At 69.5% G+C, this 22126-nt stretch carries 19 protein-coding genes; 10 read left to right on the top strand and 9 right to left on the bottom strand.

What is annotated here, in order from left to right; all coding sequences use genetic code 11:
- Window positions 1-173 precede the first annotated feature (173 nt).
- Both mmsB and ASG40_RS15050 read right to left on the bottom strand, forming a co-directional pair.
- Entirely contained in the window at window positions 174-1067 is an 894-nt protein-coding gene (gene mmsB / locus ASG40_RS15055) for a 3-hydroxyisobutyrate dehydrogenase (protein ID WP_055887339.1), read from the bottom strand.
- Window positions 1064-1999 (bottom strand): LysR family transcriptional regulator, encoded by a 936-nt coding sequence (locus tag ASG40_RS15050; RefSeq protein ID WP_055887336.1) that lies wholly within the window; start codon window positions 1997-1999, stop codon window positions 1064-1066. The genes mmsB and ASG40_RS15050 overlap by 4 nt, the downstream gene beginning before the upstream one ends.
- Before the next feature lie 139 nt (window positions 2000-2138).
- Here ASG40_RS15050 and ASG40_RS15045 point away from each other — a divergent pair, with 139 nt between their 5' ends.
- From ASG40_RS15045 to ASG40_RS15015, 7 genes are all read left to right on the top strand, one after another.
- Window positions 2139-3308 (top strand): iron-containing alcohol dehydrogenase, encoded by a 1170-nt coding sequence (locus tag ASG40_RS15045; RefSeq protein WP_055887334.1) that lies wholly within the window; start codon window positions 2139-2141, stop codon window positions 3306-3308.
- A 26-nt stretch (window positions 3309-3334) separates the two neighbouring features.
- Window positions 3335-4861 carry a CoA-acylating methylmalonate-semialdehyde dehydrogenase gene (locus ASG40_RS15040; protein ID WP_055887331.1) on the top strand — a complete coding sequence of 509 codons (1527 nt, stop codon included), beginning with the start codon at window positions 3335-3337 and terminating at the stop codon, window positions 4859-4861.
- Window positions 4862-5157: 296 nt separating this feature from the next.
- Window positions 5158-6318 carry an ABC transporter substrate-binding protein gene (locus ASG40_RS15035; protein WP_055887484.1) on the top strand — a complete coding sequence of 387 codons (1161 nt, stop codon included), beginning with the start codon at window positions 5158-5160 and terminating at the stop codon, window positions 6316-6318.
- A gap of 181 nt (window positions 6319-6499) precedes the next feature.
- Window positions 6500-7255, top strand: coding sequence for an ABC transporter ATP-binding protein (locus tag ASG40_RS15030; protein ID WP_055887328.1), 756 nt, complete (start codon window positions 6500-6502; stop codon window positions 7253-7255).
- A 25-nt stretch (window positions 7256-7280) separates the two neighbouring features.
- Entirely contained in the window at window positions 7281-8003 is a 723-nt protein-coding gene (locus ASG40_RS15025; protein WP_055887322.1) for an ABC transporter ATP-binding protein, read from the top strand.
- A gap of 4 nt (window positions 8004-8007) precedes the next feature.
- Window positions 8008-8895, top strand: coding sequence for a branched-chain amino acid ABC transporter permease (locus ASG40_RS15020; RefSeq protein ID WP_055887319.1), 888 nt, complete (start codon window positions 8008-8010; stop codon window positions 8893-8895).
- Between the two features lie 4 nt (window positions 8896-8899).
- Window positions 8900-9886 carry a branched-chain amino acid ABC transporter permease gene (locus ASG40_RS15015; RefSeq protein WP_200938184.1) on the top strand — a complete coding sequence of 329 codons (987 nt, stop codon included), beginning with the start codon at window positions 8900-8902 and terminating at the stop codon, window positions 9884-9886.
- A gap of 330 nt (window positions 9887-10216) precedes the next feature.
- On the opposite strand, the gene ASG40_RS15010 is transcribed toward ASG40_RS15015, so the two are convergent.
- The 5 genes from ASG40_RS15010 to ASG40_RS14990 form a co-directional block, all read right to left on the bottom strand.
- Window positions 10217-10939 (bottom strand): ABC transporter ATP-binding protein, encoded by a 723-nt coding sequence (locus ASG40_RS15010; RefSeq protein ID WP_055887316.1) that lies wholly within the window; start codon window positions 10937-10939, stop codon window positions 10217-10219.
- Window positions 10932-12977 (bottom strand): branched-chain amino acid ABC transporter ATP-binding protein/permease, encoded by a 2046-nt coding sequence (locus ASG40_RS15005; protein ID WP_055887315.1) that lies wholly within the window; start codon window positions 12975-12977, stop codon window positions 10932-10934. Before ASG40_RS15005 ends, ASG40_RS15010 begins: the two co-directional genes overlap by 8 nt.
- Before the next feature lie 75 nt (window positions 12978-13052).
- Window positions 13053-13925 (bottom strand): branched-chain amino acid ABC transporter permease, encoded by an 873-nt coding sequence (locus ASG40_RS15000; RefSeq protein ID WP_055887306.1) that lies wholly within the window; start codon window positions 13923-13925, stop codon window positions 13053-13055.
- 228 nt (window positions 13926-14153) lie between these two features.
- Window positions 14154-15371, bottom strand: a complete 1218-nt coding sequence (locus tag ASG40_RS14995; protein WP_055887304.1) for an ABC transporter substrate-binding protein — start codon at window positions 15369-15371, stop codon at window positions 14154-14156.
- 428 nt (window positions 15372-15799) lie between these two features.
- A complete protein-coding gene (locus tag ASG40_RS14990; protein WP_055887301.1) occupies window positions 15800-17431 on the bottom strand; it encodes an alpha-D-glucose phosphate-specific phosphoglucomutase in 1632 nt (543 codons plus the stop codon).
- A gap of 227 nt (window positions 17432-17658) precedes the next feature.
- Between ASG40_RS14990 and ASG40_RS14985 the strand changes: the two genes are divergently transcribed.
- Both ASG40_RS14985 and ASG40_RS14980 read left to right on the top strand, forming a co-directional pair.
- A complete protein-coding gene (locus ASG40_RS14985; protein WP_082494421.1) occupies window positions 17659-18741 on the top strand; it encodes a glycosyltransferase family 2 protein in 1083 nt (360 codons plus the stop codon).
- The gene (locus ASG40_RS14980; RefSeq protein ID WP_055887298.1) at window positions 18642-19385 is read left to right on the top strand and encodes a class I SAM-dependent methyltransferase; all 744 of its coding nucleotides are present in this window, start codon (window positions 18642-18644) and stop codon (window positions 19383-19385) included. The genes ASG40_RS14985 and ASG40_RS14980 overlap by 100 nt, the downstream gene beginning before the upstream one ends.
- Here the strand turns inward: ASG40_RS14980 and ASG40_RS14975 are convergent.
- The gene (locus ASG40_RS14975) at window positions 19367-20455 is read right to left on the bottom strand and encodes an HD-GYP domain-containing protein (RefSeq protein ID WP_165700234.1); all 1089 of its coding nucleotides are present in this window, start codon (window positions 20453-20455) and stop codon (window positions 19367-19369) included. The genes ASG40_RS14980 and ASG40_RS14975 overlap by 19 nt on opposite strands.
- 445 nt (window positions 20456-20900) lie before the next feature.
- Here ASG40_RS14975 and ASG40_RS14970 point away from each other — a divergent pair, with 445 nt between their 5' ends.
- Entirely contained in the window at window positions 20901-21257 is a 357-nt protein-coding gene (locus ASG40_RS14970) for a CsbD family protein (RefSeq protein WP_055887296.1), read from the top strand.
- A gap of 46 nt (window positions 21258-21303) precedes the next feature.
- On the opposite strand, the gene ASG40_RS14965 is transcribed toward ASG40_RS14970, so the two are convergent.
- Complete coding sequence (locus ASG40_RS14965; protein WP_055887293.1) at window positions 21304-22089, bottom strand: 3-hydroxybutyrate dehydrogenase; 786 nt, start codon at window positions 22087-22089, stop codon at window positions 21304-21306.
- Window positions 22090-22126 lie beyond the last annotated feature (37 nt).

Genomic DNA, 22126 nt, shown 5'->3' with positions numbered 1-22126 from the left:
TGGAGCAGCCCGGTAGCTCGTCAGGCTCATAACCTGAAGGTCACAGGTTCAAATCCTGTCCCCGCAACCAAAATCACTACCCCATACACACACCGAACCACACGAAAGCCGGCCCGCTAAAAACGGGCCGGCTTTCGTGTGTCTTGGGCAAAGTAAAATGATGGGAACACCGCTCATTCCGTGACGCCGTCGTCCCTCAGATGACGAACGATGCCGGAAAAGTCGGTTCCTCCCTCGCCGGCTGCGACGAAGGCCGCGTAGAGCCTTTCCGCTGCCGCCCCCAGCGGGGTCGGCGAGCCGGTCGCCGCGGCAGCATCGGCGGCCAGCCGCAGGTCCTTGAGCATAAGGGCTGCGGCGAAACCCGGCCTGTAGCCGTCGTTGGCCGGTGACGTCGGCACCGGGCCCGGCACCGGACAATAGCTGGTGAGCGACCAGCACTGCCCCGAGGAGGTCGAGGCGACGTCGAACAGGGCCTGATGCGACAGCCCGAGCCGCTCGGCCAGGACGAACGCTTCCGCGACGCCGATCATCGAAATCCCGAGCAGCATGTTGTTGCAGATCTTGGCGGCCTGACCCGCGCCGCCGTCGCCGCAATGGACGATCCTCTGGCCCATCGCCTCGAGGACCGGCCGGCCCCGCTCGAGAGCCGCCCCCGATCCGCCGACCATGAAGGTCAGGGTCGCGGCCCTGGCCCCGCCGACCCCGCCCGAGACGGGAGCGTCGAGGCCGAGGTGGCCGCCCTCGGTGGCGAGCGCATGGGCTGCACGTGCGCTGTCGACGTCGATGGTCGAGCAGTCGACGAGCAAGGAGCCGGGTGAAAGGTGAGGCAGCATGTCGGTGAGAGCGGACAGCAGATGGCGACCGCTCGGAAGCATCGTCACCACCACGCTCGCCTGCGCCACCGCCTCGTGCGCGGGCGCGATCCCGATGCCCGCTTCGCGTGCCGCGGCGCAGGCGTCCTCGGATGGATCGAAGCCCATGACCCGGTAACCCGCCCGCACGAGGTTGGCGGCCATCGGGCCACCCATGTTGCCGAGACCCAAGAAAGCGATAGCGGTCGGCGTCATGACGGTCCTTTCGGATGATGTGTGGGTGAGCGGCCGAGGAAGAGGTCGCTGGCGGCCTCGACCTCTTCGCGAATGAAGCGGCGGGCGGCGCGCACGCGGGCCGTTTCGGCGACGTCGGCATGCGTCACCAGGGAGTAGCTGCGCCGCAGGCAGATGTCGCCCGGAAGCACGCGCGTCAGCTCCGGATGCCGCGCGGCCATGAAGGCCGGCAGCACGCACAGACCGTGGCCGGACAGCGTCGCCTCCATCTGAGCATGCAGGCTCGAACTCTGGACACGGGCCTTGATGCGGCGACCGCCGACCTCGTCGAGGTAGTCGAGGCCCCGCATGAAGACGAGGTCGTCGATGTAGCCGACGAAGGTGTGCCCGGCGAGATCGGCCCGGGTGGCGATCGGTGGATGGGCCGCGAGATAGGTGCGTGCGCCGTAGACGAACAGCACGTACTCGGTGAGGAGCTCGCGCACGAAGCGCCCGCTCTGGGGCGGATCGAGGGTCACGGCGATGTCGGACTCGCGCCGCGACAGGGCGACGATCTGCTGGATCGCGATGAGCTCCACCGCGAGGTTCGGGTTGGCCTGCGCGAACCGCGGCAGCCGCCCGGCGAGGAAGAAGTTTCCGAAGCCCTCGAGGGTGCTGATCCGGACCGTGCCGGCCACCGCGAGATCCGCATCGGCCACGTCGCGCTCGGCCTTCAGGGCTTCGGCTTCGATGGATTGCGCCGAGGCCAGCAGCCGCTCCCCGGGTTGGGTGAGGTTGTAGCCGCGCGGGTTGCGCTCGAACAGCTTGGCGCCGAGCGCCGCCTCCAACCCCGTGATGCGGCGGCCGACCGTGGCATGGTCGGTGGCCAGCCGCTGCCCGGCGCCCGAGATCGTGCCGGAGCGGGCGACGGCGAGGAAGAACCGCAGGTCGTCCCAGTCAAAGGACTTCGGCATCGGGTCGCGTATTTCCGCACAGATACTGCGCGAGAGTTCCCGTGTCTGTGCGCGGGTGTCAATGCTAACGTCGTCTCGACAAGGCGCGCCGTCCGGCTATCGGAAGAGAGTCGCGTCATACGTCGAGGGAGATGAAGCCATGGCAGGAGCGGCCATCGCGCTGCCGCGGGTGCTGCGCATCGGTGCGGGCACGCTCGGCGATGTCGGCGACGTCCTACGCGATCTCGGAGTGTCCCGCCCCTTCGTCGTCACCGATCGGTTCCTTGCCGGCCAACCGGCCGCGAACCGCCTGACGGCGGCGCTCGCGGGTGCCGGGATGACCGCCACCGTCTTCGCCGATGCCATTCCCGATCCGACCGAGGCCTCCGTCGCCCTGGCGCTGGCCGCGATGGGCGACGGCCGGCACGATTGCGTCATCGGGTTCGGTGGCGGCAGCCCGATCGATACCGCCAAGGCGGTGGCCGTGCTCGCCGCGCGCGGCGGCGGGCGGATGCGGGCCCTCAAGGCGCCGCACGTGGAGGACCGGGCGGGCCTTCCCGTCATCGCGATTCCCACCACCGCCGGCACCGGCTCGGAGGCGACCCGCTTCACCATCGTCACGGACGAGGCCACCGACGAGAAGATGCTGTGCATCGGCCAGGCCTACCTGCCGGTCGCGGCCATCGTCGACTACGAGCTCACCCTGTCGAAGCCCGCAAGGCTCACCGCCGACACCGGCATCGATGCGCTGACCCACGCTATCGAAGGCTACGTGTCCCGGCGCGCCAACCCGTTCTCCGACGGCATCGCGCTCCTGGCGATGAAAGCGATCGCGCCCAACCTGCGCACGGTCTTCCGCGAGCCCGGCGACCGGCCCGCCCGCGAGGCGATGATGCTCGGCGCGCTCCAGGCCGGGATGGCCTTCTCGAACGCCAGCGTCGCCCTCGTGCACGGCATGAGCCGGCCCATCGGCGCGCATTTCCACGTCGCCCACGGCCTCTCGAACGCCATGCTGCTGCCGGTGGTAACCGCCTTCTCCGCCAGCGCCGCCCCGGCGCGCTACGCCGATTGCGCCCGCGCCATGGGCCTGGCGAGCGAGGCGACGGACGATGCCGAGGCCGTAGCGCGTCTGGTGTCCGAGCTGCGCCAGCTCAACCGCGATCTCGAAGTCCCGAGCCCCCGCGCCTACGGCCTCGACGAGGGCCGCTGGCGGGCGCTGATCCCGGTGATGGCCGAACAGGCCCTGGCCTCTGGCTCGCCGGCCAACAACCCGCGCATCCCGTCCGCTGCCGAGATCGCGACCCTCTACGAACAGGCCTGGGAGGCCTGACCGCTCACAGTCGAAGGACGCCCGTCATGGCCTCATCCGCACATCAGCAAGCTTTCACCCGGATCGTCCCGCATTTCGTCGGCGGCCAGAGCGTCGAGGGACGTGGCGAGACGCGGGGAGAGATCTTCGACCCGGCGACCGGGGCGGTGACCGCCCATGTCCCCTTCGCCACGGCGGCCGAGGCGGCTGCGGCGATCGAGGCCGCGGCCAAGGCGTTCCCGGCCTGGTCGGCGACGCCGCCGCACATCCGCGCCCGGGTGCTGTTCCGCTTCCGCGACCTCGTCGACCGCAACATCGATCGCCTGGCCGCCATCATCACCTCCGAGCACGGCAAGGTGCTGTCGGACGCTCGCGGCGAGGTCATCCGCGGCCTCGAGGTGGTGGAGTTCGCCTGCGGCATCCCCCAGGTCCTCAAGGGCGAGATCTCGGAGCAGGTCGGCCGCGGCGTCGACGTGATCAGTGCGCGAGAGCCCCTGGGCGTGGTGGCCGGCATCTCGCCGTTCAACTTCCCCGCCATGGTGCCGATGTGGATGTTCCCGGTGGCCCTGGCCTGCGGCAACACCTTCGTGATGAAGCCCTCGGAGAAGGACCCTTCGCTCGCCGTCGAACTGGCGCTGCTCCTCAAGGAGGCGGGCCTGCCCGACGGCGTCTTCAACGTGGTGCACGGCGACAAGGTGGCGGTGGACGTGCTCCTCGAACACCCCGAGGTCCAGGCGATCTCCTTCGTCGGCTCCACCCCCATCGCCGAGCACATCTACAGGACCGGCACCGCCGCCGGTAAGCGCGTCCAGGCGCTCGGCGGCGCCAAGAACCACATGGTGATCATGCCAGACGCCGACCTCGACGGCGCCGTCGACGCGCTGATGGGGGCGGCCTACGGCTCGGCCGGCGAGCGCTGCATGGCGATCTCGGTGGCCGTCCCCGTCGGCAAGGACACCGCCGACGCCCTGATCGAGCGGCTGGTGCCGCGGGTCCGCGCCCTCAAGATCGGCCCCGGCACCGACGGGGAAGCCGAGATGGGCCCGCTCGTCAGTCGCGCGCATCTCGACAAGGTCTCGTCCTACATCGACACCGGCGTCGAGGAAGGGGCGAACCTCCTGGTCGACGGGCGCGGCCTGTCGCTGCAGGGCTACGAGCAGGGCTTCTACATCGGCGGATCGCTGTTCGACGGGGTCCGCCCCGACATGCGGATCTATCGCGAGGAAATCTTCGGGCCGGTGCTGTCGATCGTCCGCTCGGCCACCTTCGGCGAGGCGCTGGAGCTCGTGAACGCGCACGAGTTCGGCAACGGCACCGCGATCTTCACCCGCGACGGCGGCATCGCCCGCACCTTCATGACGCGGGTGAAGGCCGGCATGGTCGGCATCAACGTGCCGATCCCGGTGCCGATGGCGTTCCACTCCTTCGGCGGCTGGAAGCGTTCGCTGTTCGGCGACCACCACATGCACGGTCCCGAGGGTGTCCGATTCTACACCCGCCTCAAGGCCACCACCGTGCGCTGGCCGGACGGGGCGGGCCTGGGCGCCGAGTTCACGATGCCCACCATGAGCTGACGAGCGTCCCTGGGCCGGCTCCGTTCGCGCGGGGCCGGTTTTCTTCCGGGATGGCGTGTGTTTTTCTCGTGACGTCCAGCGCCATCCGGCGCGAAAATGGTCTAGCTTCGACGGTATCGGCGTATCGCGGCCCCCTCGCGACTGCCCAAGAGAATCGCGGACCCGAAAAGGGACGCCTCAAGCACCAGAGGGCCGGCCGACGAGCCGACGCCCCGACCGGAGGAACATCGATGGGACAGGTCAATCTCGGACTCGCCTGCGTTGCGAGCCTGGTCGCCGCCACCGCGCTGACGCCGATGGCGGCCACGGCGCAGACGATCTCCGACGGAACCGTCAAGATCGGCATCCTCAACGACCAGTCCGGCGTCTACGCCGAGTTCGGCGGGCGGTCCTCCTTCGAGGCCGCGCGCATGGCCGTGGAGGACTTCGGGGGCAAGGTGAACGGCGTTCCCGTCGAGGTGATCACCGCCGACCATCAGAACAAACCCGACATCGCCTCCTCCATCGCCCGCCAGTGGTACGACGTCGACAAGGTCGACGCGATCATGGAGCTGACCACCTCGTCGGTGGCGCTGGCCGTGCAGGGCATCTCCAAGGAGAAACGCCGGATCGACATCGTGACGGGGGCGGCGACCACCGAACTCACGGGCAAGCAGTGCAGCCCCTACGGCTTCCACTGGGTCTACGACACCCGGGCCCTGGCGGTGGGCACCGGCGGTGCGCTGGTCGCCCAAGGCGGCAACTCCTGGTTCTTCCTCACGGCCGATTACGCCTTCGGCTACTCGCTGGAAAGCGAGACCACCAAATACGTCAAGTCGAAGGGCGGCGAGGTCAAGGGATCGGTCCGCCACCCCTTGAGCGCCAACGACTTCTCCTCGTTCCTGCTCCAGGCCCAGGCCTCGGGCGCCAAGGTGGTCGGCCTCGCCAACGCCGGGCTGGACACCGCCAACGCCATCAAGCAGGCCTCCGAATTCGGCCTGGTCCAGGGCGGGCAGCGCCTCGCCGGCCTGCTGTTCACCCTCGCCGAGGTCCACGGTCTCGGCCTCAAGGCGGCCCAGGGCCTGACGCTGACCGAAGGCTGGTACTGGGACCTCAACGACGAGACCCGGGCGTTCGGCAAGCGCTTCCAGGAGCGCGCCAAGCGCATGCCGAACATGATCCACACCGGCACCTACTCGGCGGTGACGCACTACCTCAAGGCCGTCCAGGCCGCGGGCACCGACGATGCGGAGGCCGTCGCCAAGAAGATGCGCGAACTACCGGTGCAGGACGTCTTCGCCAAGGACGGCCGCGTCCAGGCCAACGGCCGCATGGTCCACGACATGTACCTGTTCGAGGTGAAGAAGCCCGCCGAGAGCAAGGGCCCCTACGACTACTACAAGCTGTTGGCCACCATCCCCGGCTCCGAGGCCTTCGGCAAGGCCGAGGACAGCGGCTGCCCGTCGATCGGGCAGTGATGATGGCGGGGGTCGGCGTAGGTATCCCTTCCCCCCTGAGGGGAGGGGGAAGGGGCGGCCGGGCGACCCATGCTCGAGCCCGGTGGAACCACCCCCACGTCCAACGCCTCTCCGCGAAGGGGAGGAGCGGGGCGTGCCGATCCATCGGAATCGAGATCCGGTCCGGCGAAGGCCCGTCACGATGACCACCGCCCCCATCCTCACCGCGACCGGCCTGAAGAAGGAGTTCCGCGGGTTCAAGGCCGTCAACGGCGTCGATCTCTCGATCCGGGAAGGTTCGATCCATGCGCTGATCGGGCCGAACGGGGCCGGCAAGACCACGGTCTTCAACCTGTTGACCCAGTTCCTCAAGCCGACGGCCGGGCGGGTGGTCTATCGCGGGCGCGACATCACGGCCCTGCCGCCGGCCGATGTCGCCCGCCTCGGGCTGGTGCGCTCGTTCCAGATCTCGGCGGTGTTTCCCAAACTGACGGCGCTCGCCAACGTCCGCGTCGCCCTGCAGCGGAAGGCGAGCCTCACGACACAGTTCTGGCGGTCGAGCCGCGTCCTGTCGGGGCTCGACGACCGCGCCCGCTCGCTTCTCGCCGACGTCGGCCTCGAATCGCACGCCGGCTCCGAGGCCGCCGATCTCTCCTACGGCCGCAAGCGCGCCCTGGAGATCGCCACGACGCTGGCGCTCGAGCCCGACCTCCTGCTCCTCGACGAACCGATGGCGGGGATGGCGCACGAGGACATCGGCCGGGTGAGCGAGCTCATCCGCACCGTCGCCGTGGGCCGCACCGTCCTGATGGTCGAGCACAACCTGTCCGTGGTGGCCGACCTCTGCGACCGGGTCACGGTGCTCGCCCGCGGCGAGGTCCTGGCCGAGGGAAGCTACGACGCGGTCAGCCGCGACCCGCGCGTGCGCGAGGCCTACATGGGGTCCGAGGATGCTTGACCTGGGCGCCCACGACCCCGTGCCGATGGCGGCGGTCGCTCCCGCCGGCCCCGCTCTCCTCGACGTCGCCGGCCTGCACGCGTGGTACGGCGAGAGCCACGTCCTCCACGGGGTCGACCTCAACGTCCGCCAGGGCGAGACCGTGTGCCTGCTCGGCCGTAACGGCGCGGGCAAGACCACGACCCTGCGCTCGATCCTCGGCGTCGTCGGGCGCCGGGACGGCAGGGTGAGCTTCGACGGCCGCGACCTCACGCGGATGCCGTTGCACGGCCCGGCCCGCGCCGGCCTCGCCTACGTGCCGGAGAACCGGGGCATCTTCGCCGGCCTCACCGTCGCCGAGAACCTGATGCTGCCGCCCAAGGTCGCCGAGGGCGGCATGAGCGTGGAGGAGATCCACGCGCTGTTCCCGAACCTGAAGGAGCGCCGGTCGAGCCCCGGCACCAAGCTGTCGGGCGGCGAGCAGCAGATGCTCGCCATCGCCCGGGTGCTGCGCACCGGGCCGAAGATGATCCTCCTCGACGAGCCCACCGAGGGGCTGGCCCCCGTCATCGTCCAGCGCATCGCCGCGGCCCTCATCCAGCTCAAGGCACGGGGCCTCACCGTTCTCCTCGTGGAGCAGAACTTCCGCTTCGCGCGCCGCGTCGCCGACCGCTTCTACGTGATGGAGGGCGGGGTGGTGGTCGACGCGTTCCGGGCCGACGAGGTCGAGGGCCGCCTCGACCGGCTTCACGAACTGCTGGGTGTCTGACGCGATGACGACGATCTTCGGCGTACCGATCCAGGCCCTGCTCGGACAACTGCTGCTCGGGCTCATCAACGGCTCGTTCTACGCGATGCTGAGCCTCGGCCTCGCGGTGATCTTCGGCCTCCTGCGGGTGATCAACTTCGCCCATGGCGCGCAGTACATGCTCGGCGCCTTCGTCGCCTGGCTGCTGCTGGAGCACCTCGGGATCGGCTACTGGTGGGCGCTGCTCGTCGCCCCCCTGGTCGTCGGGGCCGCCTCCCTGGTGGTGGAGCGCGCCGCCCTCTCGAAGCTCTACGACCTCGACCCGCTCTACGGGCTGCTCTTCACCTTCGGGCTCGCCCTGACGATCGAGGGCGCCTTCCGCTGGCAGTTCGGTGCGGCCGGGCAGCCCTATGCGACGCCCGACGAACTCGTCGGCGCCAAGAACCTCGGCTTCATGGTGCTGCCGATCTACCGCGGCTTCGTGGTCGTCGCCTCGGTGGTCATCTGCCTGGCCGTCTGGCTCCTGATCGAGCGCACCAAGTTCGGTGCCTACCTACGGGCCGCCACCGAGGACCGGACGCTGGTGCAGGTCTTCGGCGTGAACGTGCCGCGCCTGCTGACGCTGACCTACGCCCTCGGCGCGGGTCTCGCCGGTCTCGCCGGGGTGCTGGCCGCGCCGATCTACCAGGTCAGCCCGCTGATGGGCTCCAACCTCATCATCATCGTCTTCGCCGTCGTCGTGGTCGGCGGCATGGGGTCGATCGGCGGCGCCATCCTCACCGGCTACGCGCTGGGCGTGCTGGAAGGCCTGACGAAGGTGTTCTATCCGCCGGCCTCCAGCATCGTGATCTTCGTGGTGATGGCCGCGGTGCTCCTGGTGCGCCCGGCCGGCCTGTTCGGACGAGAGGGCTGATCCCATGGATGCGCGGCCGACCGACCTCATGCCCGCCGCCGCGGTGCCCGCGCGCCGGTCCGACTTCAACCGCGCGCTCTACACCGGGCTGGCGGTGCTCGGGCTCGCCTGCATCGTCGCCGCGCCGTTCGCGATCTATCCGGTCTTCCTGATGAAGATCCTGTGCTTCGCGCTGTTCGCGGCGGCCTTCAACCTGCTCATCGGCTATGTCGGCCTGCTCTCGTTCGGGCACGCGGCCTTCTTCGGCGGAGGCGCCTATGCCAGCGCCCACGCCCTCAAGGTGTGGGGCTGGCCTCCGGAACTCGGCATCCTGTTCGGGGCCGCGGTCGGTGCGCTCCTGGGCCTCGTGATGGGGTTCTTCGCCATCCGCCGGCAGGGCATCTACTTCGCGATGATCACCCTGGCCCTGGCGCAGATGGTGTTCTTCGTGTGCCTGCAGGCGCCCTTCACCGGCGGCGAGGACGGCATCCAGAACGTGCCGCGCGGATTCCTGCTCGGCGGCCTCATCGACCTCTCGGTGAACCTGAATCTGTACTACGTGGTGCTGGCCATCACCGCCTTCGGGCTGTTCGCGGTCTGGCGGGTGGTGCATTCGCCCTTCGGCGCGGTGCTGCAGGCCATCCGCGAGAACGAGCCGCGGGCGATCTCGCTGGGCTACCGGGTCGACCGCTACAAGCTCGGTGCCTTCGTGATGTCGGCCGGCCTCGCCGGCCTCGCCGGCGGCACCAAGGCCCTGGTCTTCCAGCTCGCCACCCTCACCGACGTCGCCTGGCAGATGTCGGGCGAGGTGATCCTGATGACGCTGCTCGGCGGGATCGGGACGCTGCCGGGACCCGTCGTCGGCGCGGCCCTCGTGGCCGCCCTGGAGCACTATTTCGCGACCTCGTCCTTCCCGGTCACCATCATCACCGGCCTCGTCTTCATGGCCTGCGTGCTGCTGTTCCGGCGCGGCATCGTCGGCGAGGTGCTGCATCGGTTGCGGCGGCGCTGACGGGCCGAGTGCAGAGGGCCGGATCGGAGCCTCTTGTCGGCACGGCGACGATTCCGACCGCGACCTCACCCCGCGGCCTCCGCTTCGCTCCGGCCCTTCGGAATGAGGTCCGTAGGCCGGGACGCTCCGTTCCTCGGCCGAAGCGATCGCGCCGAGGCGGCGCGATCGTCATCTCCCGTTCGCGGCTGATACGGTTTCCGCTTGGATCGAGCGGGAACCGTATCACCGAGCCCGCGCGGCGCCTGAGCGAAGCCCATTTCCGCATCACGAAGTGATCAACCGGAAATGGTATGAGGCGATCGCCGGACGCGGTCTCGGCCGGTCCTCGGATCAGTGGCCGCCGCCGAGGTAGGCCGACTGGACGGCCGGATCGTTGCGCAGCTGCGCGGCCGGGCCCTGGAAGCGGATGCGGCCGTTCTCCAGGACGTAGGCATGATCGGCCACACCGAGAGCCGCCATGGCGAACTGCTCCACGAGTAGCATCGTCACCTGTTCCTCCTTCAGCCGCCGGATGGTGCGGAACACCTCCTCGACGAGCTTGGGCGCCAGGCCCATCGAGGGTTCGTCGAGGAGCAGGATGTCGGGACGCAGCATCAGGGCCCGGCCCATCGCCAGCATCTGCTGCTCGCCGCCCGAGAGGGTGCCGGCGAGCTGGCTGCGCCGCTCCTTGAGGCGCGGGAACAGCTCGAAGGCCCGGTCGCGGTCGGCCCCGACGTCGCCCTTCGGGCGCGAGCCGGTCAGGCGCGGGAAGGCGCCGAGCGTCAGGTTGTCCTCGACGCTCAGCGTCGCGAACACCCGCCGCCCCTCCGGCGAATGGGCGAGGCCCGCGCTCGCCACGTCGTGGCTCTCGAGGCCGCCGATCTCGCGCCCGTTGAGGCGGATCGAGCCGCTGCGCGGGCGGATCATGCCCGAGAGCGCCCGCATCGTGGTGGTCTTGCCCGCGCCGTTCGAGCCGATCAGCGTGACGACCTGGCCCTTGAGCACCTCGAACGAGAGGCCGTGGAGGACCTCGATCTGGCCGTAGCCGGCCGAGAGATTGGTGACCTCAAGCATGGACGGGCTCCTGGTCCGAGACCGGGCTGCCGAGATAGGCCTCGATCACCTTGGGGTCCTTCTGGATCTCGCGGGCACCGCCCTCGGCGATCTTGTGGCCGAAGTCGAGGACGCTCACGCGGTCGCACAGCCCCATGACCACGTCCATGTGGTGCTCGATCAGGATCACCGTGATGCCGGCGTCGCGGATCTTGCGGATGATCGTGGTGAGGTCGGCGATGTCGGGGGCGGTGAGGCCCGCCGCCGGCTCGTCGAGCAGGAGCAGCACGGGATCGAGGGCGAGGCCGCGGGCGATCTCGAGCAGGCGCTGCTTGCCGTAGGGGAGGTTGCGGGCCTCGACCTGGGCGAGGCTGCCGAGCCCGACGAAGTCGAGGATCGCCATGGCGCGGACCCTGGCCTCCTTCTCCTCGCGCCGACGACGGGGCGTGCTCAGGATGGCGTCGACGATGTTGCCCTTGAAGGCGTGGTGGAGGCCGACGAGCACGTTCTCCAGGGCGGTCATCTCCCGGAAGAGCTGGACGTTCTGGAAGGTGCGCGCCACCCCCGCCGCGGCGATGTCGGAGGGCGTCTGCCCGTCGAGGCGCTTCGTTCCCGCCACCGTGGACAGGGTCACCGATCCGCCGGTGGGTTTGTAGATGCCGGTGAGCACGTTCATCATCGTGCTCTTGCCCGACCCGTTGGGGCCGATGAGCCCGTGGATCGTGCCCGGCCGCACGGCGATATCGACGCCGGCCAGCGCCTTGAGGCCACCGAACTGCATCAGCACGGAGTCGATCCTGAGGAGCGGATCGGCGTCCGCCCCGCCGCGCTGCGCGACGAGGGCGGCGCCCTCGCCCGTCAGGGTGCGCCCTTCGGCGGTGTGGGCCGGGCGCAGGGCCGGGATCTTCTCGCGCAGGAAGCCGACGATGCCGTCGGGCAGGTAGTAGACCACGAACAGGATCATCAGGCCGAAGACGGTGAGGCGGAAGTCCGTCACCGACTGCAGGGCCAGCGTCGCGGGGAAGAACAGGACGCAGAGCACCACCGGCACGAGGATCGTGAAACGGTTCTCCTGCTTGCGCAGGAAGGCGAGGCCGCCGACGATCAGGGCGGAGAGGGCGATGACCCCGGCCATGATGCGCACGAGCTCGATGTCGGCCAGGATGTTGGGCATCATCACGATGATCGCCGAACCGATCAGCGGCCCGGCCCGCGACTTGCGCCCGCCCATCGTCACCGCGAGCAGGAACAGCACCGTGAGCTCGAACCCGTAGGAGTTGGGGGCGACGTAGCGCTCCGACCACGCGTACAGCGCACCCGACAGCCCCGCGAGGGCGGCCGAGATGACGAAGGCGTAGACCTTGTAGCGGTAGACGCTCACGCCCATGCAGTCGCAGGCGATGGGGGAATCGCGCAGGGCCTCGAAGGCGCGCCCGAACGGCGAGCGCACGATGCGGTTCACGACGACGATGGTCAGCAGCAGTGCGGCGCAGACGAGATAGTAGAACTCGAGCTTGCGCCCGGCCGCCCCCCAGGGGGCCTGCATCCCGATCAGCGAGAAGTCGAGGACGCGGACCGGCGGCAGGGTGATGCCGAGGGGGCCGTTGGTGAGCGGGGTCAGCTCGTTGATGAAGATCTGGACGATGGTGCCGAAGGCGAGGGTCACCATCGCCAGATACGGTCCCGTGACGCGCAGGGCCGGCACGGCGAGCAGGAGGCCGAACAGCGCGGTGACGCTGATCCCGGCGAACAGGCCGTACCAGAGGCCGAGCTTGAAGTGCAGGAACAGGACGGCGGCCGAGTAGGCGCCGACCCCGAACAGGCCCGCGTGCCCGAGGCTGACCTGGCCGGTGTAGCCGACCACGATGTCGAGCCCCAGGATGAGGATCGCGTAGATCGCGATCACCACGAGCAGGTGGATGTAATACGAGCTCGTGACCACGTGCGGGAAGGCGACGAGGAACACCACGAGCAGGAGCGCGCCGAGGAGGCCGATGGATTTGCTCGGCCGGGGCGCGGTCGCGGGTGAGGCCGCGGGGGCGACGGTCGTTTGTGCCATGGCGTCAGGCTCCGGTCCGGCGGGGGCGAACGGACCTGGAGCGGCCGCGACAAAGGGGGGCGAAGGATGTCACGCTCAGACCTTCTTGATCACGGCCTTGCCGAACAGCCCGACGGGGCGGATCGAGAGGACGACGAGGAGGAGGATCAAACCCGGCACGTCCTTGTACCCGGTCGAGATGTAGAATCCGGTCAGCGTCTCGGCGACGCCGAGGATCAGGCCGCCGACGATGACGCCGAGGCCGGATTCGAGGCCGCCGATGATCGCCACGGCGAAGGCCTTGAGCGCCAGCACCGAGCCCATCGTGGCGCCCGTGAGTGTCACCGGGGCCACCAGCACGCCGGCGAAGGCCGCCGTCATCGCGCTGATCGAATAGGACAGGGTGATGATCTTCTGGGTGTTGATGCCCATCAGGCCGGCCGCGTCGATGTCGTTGGAGGTGGCCACCACCGCCTTGCCCCAGATCGACTTGCGGTTGAAGATCTCCACCGCGAGCATCATCAGCAGGGCGCCGCCCACGATCAGCAGTTCCATCGGCAGCACGCGGGTGCCGCCGACCTGGATCGCCTCCTCGCTCAACGGCGAGGGGAACTTGAGGTCGTCGCGGCCCCAGATGTTCTCCGCCACGTTGCGGAAGATGATGCCCAAGGCGATGGTCGCCATGATCCATCCGTACTCGGACTTGATCTTGACGGCCGGGCGCACGCCGAGCCGCTCGACGACCGCGCCGAGTGCGAAGCCGAACACGAGGACCAGCGGGATCATCAACCAGTACCCGACGAACGGGACCATGGTCAGCCCGAACAGGGCACCGAGCGCCAGCGCCTCGCCCTGTCCGAAGTTCAGCGTCTTCGAGGTGGCGAAGGTGAGCTGATAGCCGAAGGCGATGGCGGCGTAGATCATGCCGACCGCGACGCCGGAGGCGATGAGCTGGAGGAAAATGGCCATGGGGTGCCTTACCGGGGAGAGCGAGACATCGTGGAGGCGTCCCGAAAGCGGGGTTTGCGGGGGATGCGGTCACCGGTTTCGAGGTGAACCGGGGTCTACGCCAGAGGCGGCGGCCCGCCGCCCCGGATTTGGCCGGGGGCGGCGGGCCGACGGCCCGTGCACGGCTGCGGGCGGGCGGGTCGTTTCGTAGCCCCTGTGGCTACGGAGGACCCGCCCGCATCGTGCCGTTCAGTTCGCGGACTTTTCCTTCACGCGGACGACGCCCGCGTTCTTGGCGTCCTCTTCCTTGGCGTAGACGATCTTGCCGTCCTGCACCTTGCCGAACACCACCATGTTGCGGGTGATTGCGTTGTGGTCCTTGGCGCTGAAGGGCTTCTCGTAGGTGGTGACCACGCCCTCGACGCGCTCGTTGAGGTTTTCCAGGGCGGCCCTGATCTTGGGCCCGTCCGTGGACCCGGCCTGCTTGATCGCGGCGGCGAGGAGGAAGACCGAATCGTATCCCTGGGCGCCGGCCACCGGCGTCGGGATCTTCGTGACGCCGTAGGTCTTGTAGTAGTTCTCGAGGAAGTTCTTGCGCTTGGGCAGCGTGCGATCCTCGATGAAGGTCTGGGGCATGGTCACGCCGTTGCCGTTGGCGCCGGCGATGTCGAGGAAGCTCTGCATCGAGGACGGCCACGACGTGATCATCGGGACTTTCCAGCCGAGCTTGGCCATGCCGTTGGCGATCTGCGCCAACTCGGGGCCGATGCCGTAGGCCAGGATGACGTCGGCGCCGGCCTGCTGCGCCTTGAGCAGTTGGGCCGTCATGTCGACGTCCTTGATGTTGAACTTCTCCACCGTGACGGGCTTGATGCCCTTGGTGGCGAGGTACTTCTCGATGTCCTCGCGGCCGAGCTGGCCGTAGTTCGTCGAGTCCGCGAGGAGGGCGATCTTCTTGAAGCCCTGCGAGACGGCCTCGTCGACCATCATGCCGGCCTGGAGCACGTCGTAGGCCGAGTTCCGGAAGACGTAGTTGGCCTCGTAATCGGGCTCCTTGAACTGGTTGGTGATGATCGTCCCGGTGGCGACGTTGTTGAACACCGGGATCTCGGCTTCCTGGTAGAAGCGCTGCGCGGCGAGTGCCACGCCGGTGTTGATGAAGCCGATGGTCGCGATGACCTTTTCCTTGTTGATCAGCTCCTGCGCCACCTGCGCGCCGACCTCGTTCTTGGCCTCGTCGTCGCGCTCGACCAGCAGCAACGGACGGCCGAGGACGCCACCGCCCTTGTTGATCTCGGCCGCCGCGAGGCGGGCCGCATCGCGCATCGACACGCCCATCGCCGACGATCCGCCCGTGTAGGGGCCGGTCACGCCGATCTTGATGGGGTCGGCCGCCTGCGCCGGGGTGAGGCCAAGCGCCGTAGCGCAGGCCAGCGCGCCCATGAGCGCGCGTCTGCTGACTGTCATCGTTTCCTCTCCGCGATACCGGCCGGCTGCCCTTCGAGGTGGCATTCCCGGTCTGGTGTACATTATATTTGGGCGATGTGCCGTGACACTGTCAAGCTCTTAACGCGCCATCGTTTTCTTGGCTATTATTGCCCTCGCGGCGACGGCGCGAACCGTAGTCTGACATCGATTCCGGCAGGACGACACCTGGAATTCGGCAATCTGTCGGTCGATCGAACATCGCATCCCGGAAGTCTCCGGGGGACGTTCGCGGTGGACGACGGACGAAGCGCCGTTGCGGCTTTTCGTCCGGTCCGGCCGGCTTGGGAGAAACGTCGGCGAGCCGGCGACCGCTCGGTGCGGCACCGGCCCGGGGCCGCGCCGTTGGCGCGGTCTCGCCCCCGGGCTTCCGGCCGCTGCCAGGGTCGTCCCGTCCCCCGAAACGCCCGTCAGGTGATCACGCTGGGTTGGCTCCGCCCGGTGATCGCGGCGATGTCGGCCAGCGCGTCGGCCACCGCTACCACCGGCGCCAGCACCTCGGCGATGGGCCGTTCGAGCCGGCCGGGGGCGGATTCGTAGCGTTCGATGTAGACCCGCAGCGTCGCGCCCGCGGTGCCCGTGCCCGAGAGCCGGTAGACCACCCGCGCGTCCTCCGCGAACACGATCCGCACCCCCTGCTGCTCCGTCACCGAGCCGTCGACGGGGTCGACGTAGCGGAAGTCGTCGGCGCTCGCGACGGTGAGGTCGCCCAGCCGCCGGCCCGGCAGGTCGGCGAGTTTCGCCCGCAGGTTCGTCATCAGCGTTCTGGCGGCCTCGGCGTCGATCTCCTCGTAGTCGTGGCGGGTGTAGTAGTCGCGTCCGAACGCGGCCCAATGCGCCCGCACCAGGGCGTCGGCGCGGGTGCCGGTGGCCGCGAGCACGTTGAGCCACAGCAGTACCGCCCACAGCCCGTCCTTTTCGCGCACATGGTCCGAGCCGGTGCCCGCACTCTCCTCGCCGCACAGGGTGATGAGGCCCGCGTCGAGCAGGGTGCCGAAGAACTTCCAGCCGGTGGGCGTCTCGTAGGCCGGGATGCCGAGGGCGGCCGCGACCCGGTCGGCGGCCCGGCTGGTCGGCATCGAGCGGGCGAGGCCCGACAGCCCGCGCGCGTAGCCCGGCGCCCGATGGGCGTGGGCGGCCAGGATCGCGAGGCTGTCGCTCGGGGTCACGAACAGGCCGGGCGCCACGATCATGTTGCGATCGCCGTCGCCGTCGGACGCCGCGCCGAAGTCGGGAGCGTCGGGGCCGAGCATCAGCGCGTAGAGTTCGCCGGCGTGAACGGGGTTGGGGTCGGGATGGTGGCCGCCGAAGTCGGGCAGCGGCGTCCCGTTGACCACGGTCCCCGCCGGCGCCCCGAGCGCGCCTTCGAGGATCGCCGTCGCGTAGGGGCCGGTCACCGCGCTCATGGCGTCGAAGCGCATGCGAAAGCCGCCAGCGAACATCGCGGCGATGGCGTCGAAATTCACCAGGGTCCGCATCAGGTCGAGATAGTCGGCCACCGGGTCGATCACCTCCACCACCATGTCGCCGATGGTCGTGGTGCCGAGCGTGTCGAGGTCGAGGTCGGGGACGTCCAGGATGCGGTAGCCGTCGAGCGCCTTGGTGCGGGCGAAGATCGCCTCGGTCACCGCTTCCGGCGCCGGCCCGCCGTTGGCGGCGTTGAACTTGATGCCGAAGTCGCCGTCCGGCCCGCCGGGGTTGTGGCTGGCCGAGAGCACGATGCCGCCGATGGCCCCGGCCTTGCGGATGACGCAGGAGGCGGCCGGCGTCGAGAGCAGGCCGCCCCGGCCCACCAGCACCCGGCCGATCCCGTTGGCGGCGGCGAGCTTGAGGGTGGTCTGCACCACCTCGCGGTTGAGGAAGCGCCCGTCGCCGCCCAGCACCAGGGTCCCGCCCGCGGCATCAGGGATCGTGTCGAGGATCGCCTGGACGAAGGTTTCGACGTAATGCGGCTGCCGGAACACCGGCACCTTCTTGCGCAGGCCCGAGGTGCCCGGCTTCTGATCGAGGAACGGCGCCGTCGACACGTGCTTCACGACCATCGTCCGAAAACTCCCGCAGTCCGATGTGGCCAACCGTGATGTGGCCAACCGATGTGGCGGTGACGATGGGGCGGCGGATGCGGTTCTGCAACCGGCCGGCCGCGCCGGATGGCGAGATCGACGGCCGCGGGGCATCGTAAACCGACGTTAACCGCTCCGGCCTCATGCTCCGAGCCGGGCGTGGGGTATCGGCCCCTTGCGACGAGCCAAGAGGTGGGCCCGAGGTCATGCGCGTCCTGATCTCCCTGGTGGTGCCGGTCTACAACGAGGCGGCCTCCGTGGGCCCGTTCCTGGCTCGTGCCGAGCCGGCCCTCGCGGCCGCCTGCCGGCTGGTCGGGCCGGGCACGGGCGCGGAGATCCTGTTCGTGGACGACGGCAGCAGCGATGCGACGCCGGCGGTCCTGCTGGCCGCCCGCTCGCGCGAGGACGGGCCGCGCATCGAGATCGTCAGCCTGTCGCGCAACTTCGGCAAGGAGGCGGCCCTGGCCGCGGGCCTGCGCCATGCCGCGGGCCGCGCCGTGATCCCCATCGACATCGACCTGCAGGACCCGCCGGAGGTCATCCCGGAGATGGTCGCCAAGTGGCTGGCCGGCGCCGTCATCGTCAACGGCCTGCGCTGCGACCGCACCTCGGACAGCTTCCTGAAGAAGCTCACCGCCGGCTCGTTCTACCGCCTCTACAACCTGATGGCGGACCGCCGGATCTCGGCCGAGATCGGAGACTTCCGGCTCCTCGACCGCAAGGTGGTCGACCTGCTCAACCAGTTGCCCGAACGCTCGCGCTTCACCAAGGGCCTGTTCCCCTGGCTCGGCTTCGTCCAGGACGAGGTGCGGTTCGTGCGCGAGACCCGCGCCGTGGGGACCAGCAAGTGGCGCTACTGGCGCCTGTGGAACCTCGCCCTCGACGGGCTCGCAGGCTCCACCACCGCGCCGTTGCGGATCTGGACCTACATCGGCCTCTCGGTGGCCGGTCTCGCCTTCCTCTACGGCCTCGCCCTCGTGGCGATGACCCTCGTCTCGGGCAACCCGACCCCGGGCTACCCCTCGATGATGGCCACGATCCTGTTCCTGGGCGGCCTCAACCTCCTCTCCCTCGGCATCATGGGCGAATACGTCGGCCGCATCGCCACCGAGGTGCGCGGACGGCCGCTCTATGTGGTCGACCGCGTCACCGGTGCACCCGAGGCCGCCCCAGAACAGGACGACGAACCATGGAACAGGCGGTCTTCGCACGCATGGCCTCCAACGAGGCCGAGCATTGGTGGTTCGCCGGCCGACGCGCCATCCTCGCGACGCTCGTCGCACGGCTGATCCGGCTGCCCGAGCGGGCGCGCATCCTCGAAGTCGGCTGCGGCAGCGGCGGCAACCTCGACCTCCTGGCCGGTTTCGGGCGCCTCGACGCCCTGGAGCAGGACGCCACGGCGCGGGCCACGGCCCAGGCCCGCTCGGGCATCGCCGTGGGGGCGGGCGCGCTGCCGCACGACCTGCCGGTGGCGGACGGCGCCTACGACCTCGTGGCCCTGCTCGACGTGCTCGAACACGTGGAGGCCGACGAAGCGTCGCTGTCGGCACTCGGCGCCAAGCTCGCGCCGGAGGGGCGGCTCCTCGTCACCGTCCCGGCGATGCCCTGGCTGTGGTCGGCCCACGACGTCGTGCATCACCACAAGCGCCGCTACACCCGCGCCGGCCTCGGGCGCACCGTGGCGGCGGCGGGCCTCGTCGTGGAGCGCAGCGGCTACTTCAACACCGCCTTGTTCCCCCTCGCCGTGGCCTCGCGGGCCCTCAAGGCGATCCTCGGCGACCGCTCGGGCGACGACGAGATGCCGTCGCCCTCCGTCAACGCCGTGCTGAAAACGGTGTTCGCGGCCGAGCGACACCTCCTTGGGCGGCTGCCGATGCCCGTCGGCCTCTCGCTCTACGCGGTGGTCGGGCGGCCTCAGGCGGCCCCGGCGTAGCCGGCCGAGCGCAGCACGATCGGCGCGAAGGCCCTGAGCAAGGGGAGATCGAGCTTCGAGGACATCTTGCACATGATGGCGTGCGCCTCGTCGTGGGGGAGCGGGTTGCGGTAGGGCCGCCGCTCGGTCAGCGCCGAATGGATGTCGCAGATCGTCACCAGGCGCACGAGGTCCGGGATCGACGGCCCCGCCAGGCCGGAGGGGTAACCGCTGCCGTCGAGCATCTCGTGGTGGTGACGCACCACCGCGAGCATGGCGTCGTCGAACTCGCCCTGGGCGGCGAGGATGTCGGCGCCGATGTCGGGGTGGGTGCGCATCACCGCCATCTCGTCGGCCGTGAGCTTGCCGGGCTTGTTGAGGATGGCCGCCGGGATGCGGGCCTTGCCGAGGTCGTGCAGCAGCGCCGCCTTGGACAGGCGCATCTGGTCGGCGCGGCTGAAGTTGAGCTGCAGCGAGAAGGCGGCGGCATAGCCGGCCACGCTCAGCGAATGCTGGTAGAGCTGCGAATCGTGGTGGCTGATGGTTTCCAGCCAGGTGCGGATGCCGCAATCGGAGATCGCCTCGAGGATCACCTCGGTCCCGGCGTCCACCTCGGCCGCCCTGATCGGCTCGCCCGATTGCGCCGCCTCGAAGGCGCCGCGGATCACCAGGCCGGCCTGTCCGGCCAGGCCCTGGACGAGGGAGGCCCGCACCGAGAGGCGCGCCTGGTTGATGCGGGCCTGCTGGACCGCGTCGATGAGGTCGAACAGCGCCGTGAGGATGGTCGGGCGCACCGCCCCGGTCGGCAGCGTCCGCGTCGCGCCGAGGGGATGGGGGGCGGTGTCGGGATGGGCCGAGGCCGTGCGCGGGAGATACAGGCAGGGCACCCGCAGGTCGTTGAGCCGGCCGAGCCAGCGCACCGCCTCGGTCTCGTCGGCGATGTCGATCAGGCCGACCAGGGGAAGATCGTCGGGAAGGCCCGTACCCGGTCCCACCACCCGCGAGGCGATGACGCGGACCGTGCCGCGAGCCAGGTCGCGGGCCTGGTCCGGCCGGTCGGAGACGATGAGGACGAAGCTTTCCTGTGCCACCGGACTATCCGTTGTCGACACCGGCGGCACGGACGAAGTCCCGCCGCCGGCGCCCGCGTCGAACGCGACGCGACCTTGCCTGGAAGATATACGGGAAAGTCATCATAAATCGTTGCGATGCCGGACGGTCGCGGCATGGACCGACGGGGGCGCCGTCACCGAAGAAGCCTTGCCGCCGTGCGCCTGCCATCGCGGGACTCGCTCGATCGCGGTTCGAGGATGTGCGATCGCAAGGGCGTTGTCAAAATGCCGCAGTCAGCGGGAGGCGCGTGTCTCGCGAGGCCGGGGGCGGCTCCCCCGTCGCGTGCGCCAACGCACGTGAATCCACGACGGCGGGCGGTGCCGTTCGTGTGCCTCGCACGTTCTGTGACCGTCAGACTGCGGACGGCCGACGCTTCGGGCGCAGGCCGCCGCGCCTCCTCACCTGTCGAAGAAAGTTTTCACCATGGTTGATACGGATCGCATCGTCGGCGCTGCCAAGGATGTCGGCGGCCGTGTGCAGAGCGCAGCCGGTGACCTGACCGGCTCGTCGCGGGACTCGGCCGAGGGCCGCTTTCGCGAGGCGCAGGGCCGCGCCCAGGAGGTCTACGGCCAGACCAAGGACACCCTGCGCGATGTCGCCGACGACGTCACGGAGTACGCCGGCGATGCCTACGACCGCGTTTCGAACCGGGGCGGCGCCTACCTGCGTGACGGCACCCGTGCCGTGGAGACCCAGGTCGGCGAGAACCCCTTCGTCGCCCTGCTGATCGCCGGCGCCGTGGGCTACGGCCTGGCGCTGCTGCTGCACGCCCGCCGCTGAGCGACGACGGTGCGGCCGTCGTTCGCGGCCGCACCGATTCCGATCGTCACTGGGCGGTCCAGCCGCCGTCCATGGCGAGGTTGGCACCGGTCATCTGGCTCGCCGCGTCCGAGCACAGGAACACCGCCAGGGCCGCGACCTGGTCGACGGTGACGAACTCCTTGGTCGGCTGTGCCGCCAGGAGCACGTCGTTCATCACCTGCTCCTTGGTGAGACCGCGCGCCTTCATCGTGTCGGGGATCTGCGCCTCGACGAGCGGCGTCCAGACGTAGCCCGGCGAGATGCAGTTGACCGTGATGCCGAAGGTCGCGAGTTCCAGCGCCGCCGACTTCGTCAGCCCGGCGATGCCGTGCTTGGCCGCCACGTAGGCGGACTTGAAGGGCGAGGCCACGAGCGAGTGCGCCGAGGCGGTGTTGATGATCCGCCCCCACTTCCTCGCCTTCATGCCGGGAATCGCCGCCCGCATGGTGTAGAAGGCCGACGAGAGGTTGAGGGCGATGATCTGCTCCCACTTCTCGGGCGGAAAATCCTCGATCGGCGAGACGAACTGCACGCCGGCATTGTTCACGAGCACGTCGACCGAGCCGAAGCTGCGTTCGCCCAGTTCGATCAAGCCGGCGATCTCGTCCGGCTTGGTGAGGTCGGCCGGCGAATAGGCCGCCTTGACCCCGAACTCCGCCTCGATCCCGGCGCGCTCCTTCTCGATGTCTTCGGGTTTGCCGAAGCCGTTGATGACGACGTTGGCGCCCTCCTTGGCGAAGGCGCGCGCATAGGCGAGGCCGATGCCGCTGGTGGAGCCGGTGACGACGGCGGTCTTGTCTTTCAGGATCATGGCGTCCTCCGGGTTGGGTCGGCGGGCCGTCGACGGG

This window comes from Methylobacterium sp. Leaf399, assembly GCF_001424525.1.
In the GTDB taxonomy this organism is placed as follows: Bacteria; Pseudomonadota; Alphaproteobacteria; order Rhizobiales; family Beijerinckiaceae; genus Methylobacterium.
The sequence above is the reverse complement of the archived record's forward strand: the minus strand, read 5'-3'. Positions and strand labels throughout refer to the sequence as shown.